A 6,105-nucleotide genomic window follows, 5' to 3' on the forward strand; every position below is an offset into this window, starting at 1 on the left:
TCTTTCGGGTTCAGGCAGGGATGAGGCGCAGCGGCAGCGTCTCCAGCGCGCGCAGCGTGTTGTTCAGGCGCCGCGTGGGCTCGCCCGTGAGCTCGATGCGCTTGACGCGCCGGGCCAGGGCCGAGAGGACCACTTCGCCTTCGAGCCGCGCGATGGCCTGGCCCACGCAGCCGTGGATGCCGGAGCCGAACGCCATGTGGCCCACGGGGCGGCGGGTGATGTCGTAACGGTCCGGGTCAGGCCACTTGCGCGGGTCGCGGTTGGCCGCGGCGAGCATGCACAGCACCTTGGTGTTCTCCTGCACCGGCACGCCGGCGATCTCCGTGGCGCGCACGGCGGTGCGGTAGAAGGTCTGGGCGGTGGACTCCCAGCGCAGCGCCTCCTCGAAGGCCGGTCGCGCCAGCGCCGGGTCGCCGTGCAGCCGGGCGTACTCGCCGGGATGCTGGGCCAGACTGTAGAGCGCGTTGCCGATGCCGTTGATGGTCGTGTCCACGCCGGCTGACAGGAACGAGCGCACCAGCATCGGCGCCTGCTCCATCGTGATCTCGCCGGCCTCGGCGGCCTGGTAGATCTGGTCGCCGAAGCCGCCGGGGCGCAACTGCGCGCGCTGGCAGTGATCCATGATCCACTGCGTCACCGGGCCCACGCGCTCGGCCGACCTGGCCAGCAGCTCGTTTCTCGGCCCCATGGAGTTGAAGACCAGGTCGCCGTAGAGCAGCAGGTTCTCGCGGCCCTCGCCGTCCAGGCCCACGGCGTCCGGAAACACCTTGAGCGGGTAGGGCTGCGCGAGATCGTGGATGCCGTCGATCTCGCCCTTGGCCACGCAGCGCTCGACGAGCGCATCGGCCTCGGCCGCGAAGGTGGCGCGGATCTGCATCACCGTCTTGGGACTGAGGATGCGCGAGAGGATCGCTCGCGTGGCCGTGTGGTGTGGCGGGTCGGCCTCCAGGATCAGGCTGGGCGGCCGGAAGGGCTTCTCGGTGCGGAAGTTCGTCAGACCCACACCGGCGGAGGAGATGAACGTGGCATGGTCGTTCAGCACCGCGTGGACCTGCTCATGCCGTGCACAGGCCATCACGCTCGGGTAGGGCGACAGGCGCACCACCGCGCCGGCCTCGCGCATGCGCTCATGCATCGGGTAGGGATGGAGAAGGTTCTCCGGCGCGTAAGGATCGATGTCCAGCTCGGGAACAGCTGCGGTCTCGTTCATCGGGTCTCCTGTTGATGCTCATCACCCGGCTGGAACGCCAGGCAGCCAAGATATATATGATTCTTCTACTTTTTGATTTATCAACTTATTGGCGGTTTCCCTACGACGTTCTGGCATGTGCTGATCCGGTTCGGCCTGGAGCATGCCCATGCGGGGGTTTGCACGCCTCGCATGCCGTGCATGCGTAACCCGAGATCGGTTACCCGACCTGTGCGGGGCCACCGTTCTCCATTGCGCCAAAGAAGATGCAGCCGCTCGTGCAGCGCTCGCGGCGCTGTCAGGCAGCAGGTAGTGCTTGCCCCACGGGAGCTGGGCAGGGCACAGGGCCGCTTCCTCTGTGCCCTTTCCCGGGAGCTCCGATGGCGGTCCCGCAGCCGCGGAGTACCGCGCGCAGGGTGCCTTGGCCCGTGCTGGTTGCCATCCCGATGCACCAGAGCTTCGGGATGGCTGCTGGCGGTATCTGAGCGGGCCGGGAAATCAAGGCGCGCCGCGGATCAGAATGCGTGCCGCACGCCCAGGGCCACGCCGGTCTGCGAGCCGCCGGGCACCGGCACTCCCCCGGGAGCGCCGCTGCTCACCGACAACGCCAGCGGGCCGTCGTTGTCGATGCGAGCGGCCGTGACGTAGGCCGCGGTGCGCTTGGACAGCGCGTAGGTGCCGCGCAGCGCCAGCAGCGTGGCCTGCGCCGGGCTGCCGCGGTAGTCCAGCTTGGCGATCTGTCCTTCCAGCGAGAAGGCCGGCGTGATCGCGTAGGCCGCTTCGACGTAGCCGAGGTTGCTGCGCCGTGCGACGGCCGTGGTGCCCTCGTTGTCACGCCGGATCCAGCCCGCGCCGACCTTCCAGGCACCGAGCTTGGCGTAGGCCGTGAGGAACAGGCGCTCGTCCGTGAGATCGCTTGAAGTCAAGCCCGCCGCGGCATTGGCGCCGCCGCGTTGGCGATCCCAGGCAAAGGCGGCGCCCCAGGCAGCGGTGTCGTACTTGAGCATGGCCGAGGCGGCGCGGCAGGCCTGTGCATCGGCGGCGCTCTCGCCGCCGCAGCCGGCGCCCGCAGGCGCGGCGGCCACGTCGCGGCCCAGGCTGTAGTTGGCGCCGGCGCTCCAAGGCCCCCAGCGGCCCTGCCAGGCGACCGTGTTGTCAAAGCGAGCCTGCGGGATGTAGGGGTCCAGCGAGCCCGTGCCGAAGAGGTTGGGCCCCAGGATGCCGGCATCCAGCATGGACAGGAAGTACATGCTGTACTGCCGTCCCAGCGACACCGTTCCCAGCGTCGGGCTGGACAGCCCGACGTAGGCCTGCCGCCCGAACAGCCGCCCCGCCTGATTCGAGCCGCCGGTGTCGGGGCCGAAGCCGGACTCCAGCACGAAAACGCCGCGCAACCCGCCGCCGAGATCCTCGCTGCCACGCAGGCCCCAGCGCGAGGGCAGCGAGGCCGTGATGCCAGGCATGCGCGTGAGCGAGCCACCGGTGGGGGCCACGTGGTTCAGGTGCTCCACGGCGACGTCGATCAGGCCATAGAGCTGCACGCTGGGGCCGGGGCTCTGGGCTTGCGCCGCGCCAGCCAGGGCAGCCAGCAAGGTGGCCAGGGTGGTCTTCTTCTTCATCATCCCCTCCAAAGGGAGTAGCAAATGGATGCGCTTCACCGTTGCGCCGCAACCCGGCGGTACGGGAGCGCCCGCTGCGTTGGGCTGCAGTCAGCAGCCATGGCCCAAGGGTTGGCGTGCCGCGCGGCCATGGGCGCGCGGCGCAAACGCCAGCGGGCCTGCTGCTCAGGTGACAGCGACGCCGACGTGGCGATCGAGGATGTCGGGGCTTTGCAGCAGCTCCTGGCTGCCGCCGGCGTGGACGATGCTGCCGTGGTCCATGATCAGCGCGTCCCGCGCGAAGCCCAGTGCCTCGTGCACCTGCTGCTCGACGATGACAACGGACAGCTTCCCATCCGCCGTCAGCGCCTTGAAGGCCTGCAGCAGTTCCTGCCGGATCAGGGGCGAGAGCCCCTCCAGCGGCTCGTCGAGCAGCAGCAGCCGGGGCTGGCCCAGCAGCGCGCGCGCCACCGACAGCATCTGCTGCTCGCCGCCGGAGAGGTGGTTGCCCGCATTGCGCCGCCGCTCCTTCAGGCGGGGAAACAGCGTATAGGCCTCCTCCAGCGCGCTGCGCGGACGGCGCTTGAGTCCTGCGATCAGGTTCTCCTCGACGCTGAGCGACGCGAAGATGTCGCGCGTCTGCGGCACGTAGCCCAGGCCCAGCTGGGCGCGCTGGTGTGCAGACAGCCGGGTGATGTCCCGGCCGTCGAACACGACGCGGCCAGCGCGCACTTCGGCCAGGCCCATGATGGCCTTGAGCGTGGTGGACTTGCCCACGCCGTTGCGGCCCACCAGGGCCGTGCGGCTGGCTGCCGCCAGCGACAGGTTCAGGTGATTCAGTACCGTCAGTGGGCCATAGCCCGCGACGACCTCGTGCATCTCCAGCAGCATGCTCATGCCTCGCGTCCCAGGTAAGCCGCCCGCACGACGGGATGGCGGCGGATCTCGTCAGGCGTTCCCTGCGCCAGCACGGCGCCCTCGGCCAGCACGACGATGCGGTGGGCAAAGCGGAAGACCAGGTCCATGTCGTGCTCGATGATCAGCACGGCCAGCTCTGGCGGCAGCCGGTCGAGCGCCTGCAGCACCGTGTGGCCCTCGCCGCGCGGCACACCGGCCATGGGCTCGTCCAGCAGCAGCACGCGCGGGCGCAGCGCCAGTGCCAGGGCCAGCTCCACCAGGCGCTGCTCGCCGTAGGCCAGCGAGGCCGGCGTGTGCGCGGCCAGGTGACCGAGCTTCAGATCGCCCAGGATCTGCAGCGCTTCCTCGCGCACCCGGGGATAGCCGTCGATGGAGCGCCAGGCACGGTGTGCCAGGCCCTCGCGCTGGTGCAGCGCCATCTCCACCTGGTGCTGCACGGTCAGGGCCATGGGCAGCGTGGTGATCTGGAACGTGCGCGCCAGGCCCGCGCGTACCCGCTGTGCCTGCGTCAGCGGCGTGACGTCGCGGCCGTCGAGCTCGATGCGGCCCGAGCCGGGCTGGAGCACACCGCTGATCTGGTTGACCAGCGTGGTCTTGCCGGCGCCGTTGGGGCCGATGAGCGCCACGCGCTCGCCCCGGTTCAGCGCCATCGAGACCTGCCGCGTGACGTGCAGGCCGCCGAAGCGCTTGTCCAGCTGCTGGACCTGCAGCACGGGTTGGGTGGTGGCATTCATGCGTGGCGCTCCTTGGCGTCCGGGGCCGTGGGCGTGCGGCGTGGCCACAGGCGCTGCAGGGGCGCCAGGAACCAGCAGGCGATGCGCTCACGGGGTAGCAGCACCACCAGCATCAGCACCCCGCCGACCACGAACAGCCAGTGGTACGGATTGATGGCGGCCGCGGTGTGGTGCAGCACCATGAAGACGGCTGCGCCGATGAGCGCCCCGTAGAGCCGCCCGGCGCCGCCGAGCACCAGCATCACCAGCGCCTCGGCCGAGAGTGCGAAGCCCAGGCTGTCCAGGCCGACGATGGTGTTGACCTGCGCCGACAGCGCGCCGGCCACGCCGGCCAGCGTGCCGGCCACCGTGTAGACGACGAAGAGCTGGCGCCACACCGGCGTGCCCAGCGCCGCCATGCGGGCGCGGCTCTGGTGGATGCCCTGCACCGAGAGGCCGAAGGGCGAGTCCACCAGCCGGCGCGCCAGCCAGTAGCCCAGCACCAGCACCACCAGCGCATACCAGAAGGCCAGCCGCCCCTCGAAGTCGAATTCCAGCCCCAGCAGCGGCTGCATCAGGTAGCCCGAGAGGCCGTCGTCGCCGCCGGTCCACTCACGGTACTTGCTGGCCAGGTTCTGCACGATGGAGGCGATAGCCACCGTCAGCATCAGGAACGTGAAGCCCTGGTAGCGCAGCAGCAGCAGGGCCGAGAGTGCGGCCAGCGCTGACCCGGCGCCGGCGCCTACGGCCAGGCCCAGCAACGGGTCGGCGCTCCAGCGCAGCGCGGTGATGCCCGCGGCGTAGGCACCGGCGCCGAAGAGCGCCGCGTGGCCCAGCGTGGCCAGGCCCGCATAGCCCACCAGCAGGTCCAGCGACAGCACGAACAGCGCCATGATGGCAATGCGGCTGAGCAGCCCCAGCTGGTCCGGGAAAGCCAGGCAGGCCGCCGCGCCGACGGCAGCGATGAGGGCACAGTGGCGCCAGGCGGCGCCGCGCAGCGGCGCGCGCACGCCGGCAGAAGCAGGTGTGGTTGTCATGATGGAGGAGGAGTTCAGCGCCGCAGCAGCCCGTGCGGGCGCCAGGCCAGCAGCAGCGCCATGGCCACGAAGAAAAAGAGGCTGCCCCACTCGGAGGCGAGGTACTTGCTGGCGGTCTCGATGCTGCCCAGGAGCAGCGCCGCGGCCAGGGACCCCGGAATGCTGCCCATGCCGCCCACTGCCACGACCACCAGCACCACCACCAGGTACTTCAGCGCGTAGTGCGGCTCCAGCGGCATGAGCTCGGCCCCGAGCACGCCACCCAGCGCGGCCAGGCCGACGCCGAAGGCGAAAGCCAGGCCATAGACGAGCTGGATTCGGATGCCCAGCGCCGCGGCGGTGCCGCTGTTGTCCACGGCCGCGCGCAGCCAGATGCCCAAACGCGTGCGCGTGAGCAGCAGCCAGCTTCCCAGCGCCACGGCGGCGCCGGCGACGATCACCAGCACCCGCTGCGCCGGCAGCGTACGCACCCCCAGGTCCACCGAGCCGGCCAGCAGCGGCGGCAGCGGGATGAGCTGTACCTGGTTGCCGAACAGCAGGTTGACCGTGGCCACAAGGAAGAAGCTCAGCCCGATGGTGAAGAGCACCTGCTCCAGCTCGCTGCGCCGGTACAGGCGGCGCAGCACCAGCGCCTCCAGCAGCGCGCCCAG

General features: G+C 70.4%; 6 protein-coding genes. All 6 read right to left on the reverse strand.

What is annotated here, in order from left to right:
* Positions 1-10: 10 nt before the first annotated feature.
* Positions 11-1,210: a cytochrome P450 gene (locus H537_RS0105765; protein ID WP_028997123.1), complete on the reverse strand. Its 1,200-nt coding sequence runs from the start codon at positions 1,208-1,210 to the stop codon at positions 11-13.
* A gap of 494 nt (positions 1,211-1,704) precedes the next feature.
* Positions 1,705-2,808, reverse strand: coding sequence for a porin (locus H537_RS0105770; RefSeq protein ID WP_028997124.1), 1,104 nt, complete (start codon positions 2,806-2,808; stop codon positions 1,705-1,707).
* A 165-nt stretch (positions 2,809-2,973) separates the two neighbouring features.
* Entirely contained in the window at positions 2,974-3,684 is a 711-nt protein-coding gene (locus H537_RS0105775; protein ID WP_028997125.1) for an ABC transporter ATP-binding protein, read from the reverse strand.
* Complete coding sequence (locus H537_RS0105780) at positions 3,681-4,439, reverse strand: ABC transporter ATP-binding protein (RefSeq protein ID WP_028997126.1); 759 nt, start codon at positions 4,437-4,439, stop codon at positions 3,681-3,683. Before H537_RS0105780 ends, H537_RS0105775 begins: the two co-directional genes overlap by 4 nt.
* Positions 4,436-5,455 carry a branched-chain amino acid ABC transporter permease gene (locus H537_RS41485; protein WP_051241997.1) on the reverse strand — a complete coding sequence of 340 codons (1,020 nt, stop codon included), beginning with the start codon at positions 5,453-5,455 and terminating at the stop codon, positions 4,436-4,438. The genes H537_RS0105780 and H537_RS41485 overlap by 4 nt, the downstream gene beginning before the upstream one ends.
* Positions 5,456-5,469: 14 nt before the next feature.
* Positions 5,470-6,105 (reverse strand): branched-chain amino acid ABC transporter permease (locus H537_RS0105790; protein ID WP_028997127.1); only part of this gene is annotated, 636 nt, incomplete at its 5' end.

The sequence above is a fragment of the Azohydromonas australica DSM 1124 genome, assembly GCF_000430725.1.
Lineage (GTDB): Bacteria > Pseudomonadota > Gammaproteobacteria > Burkholderiales > Burkholderiaceae_C > Azohydromonas > Azohydromonas australica.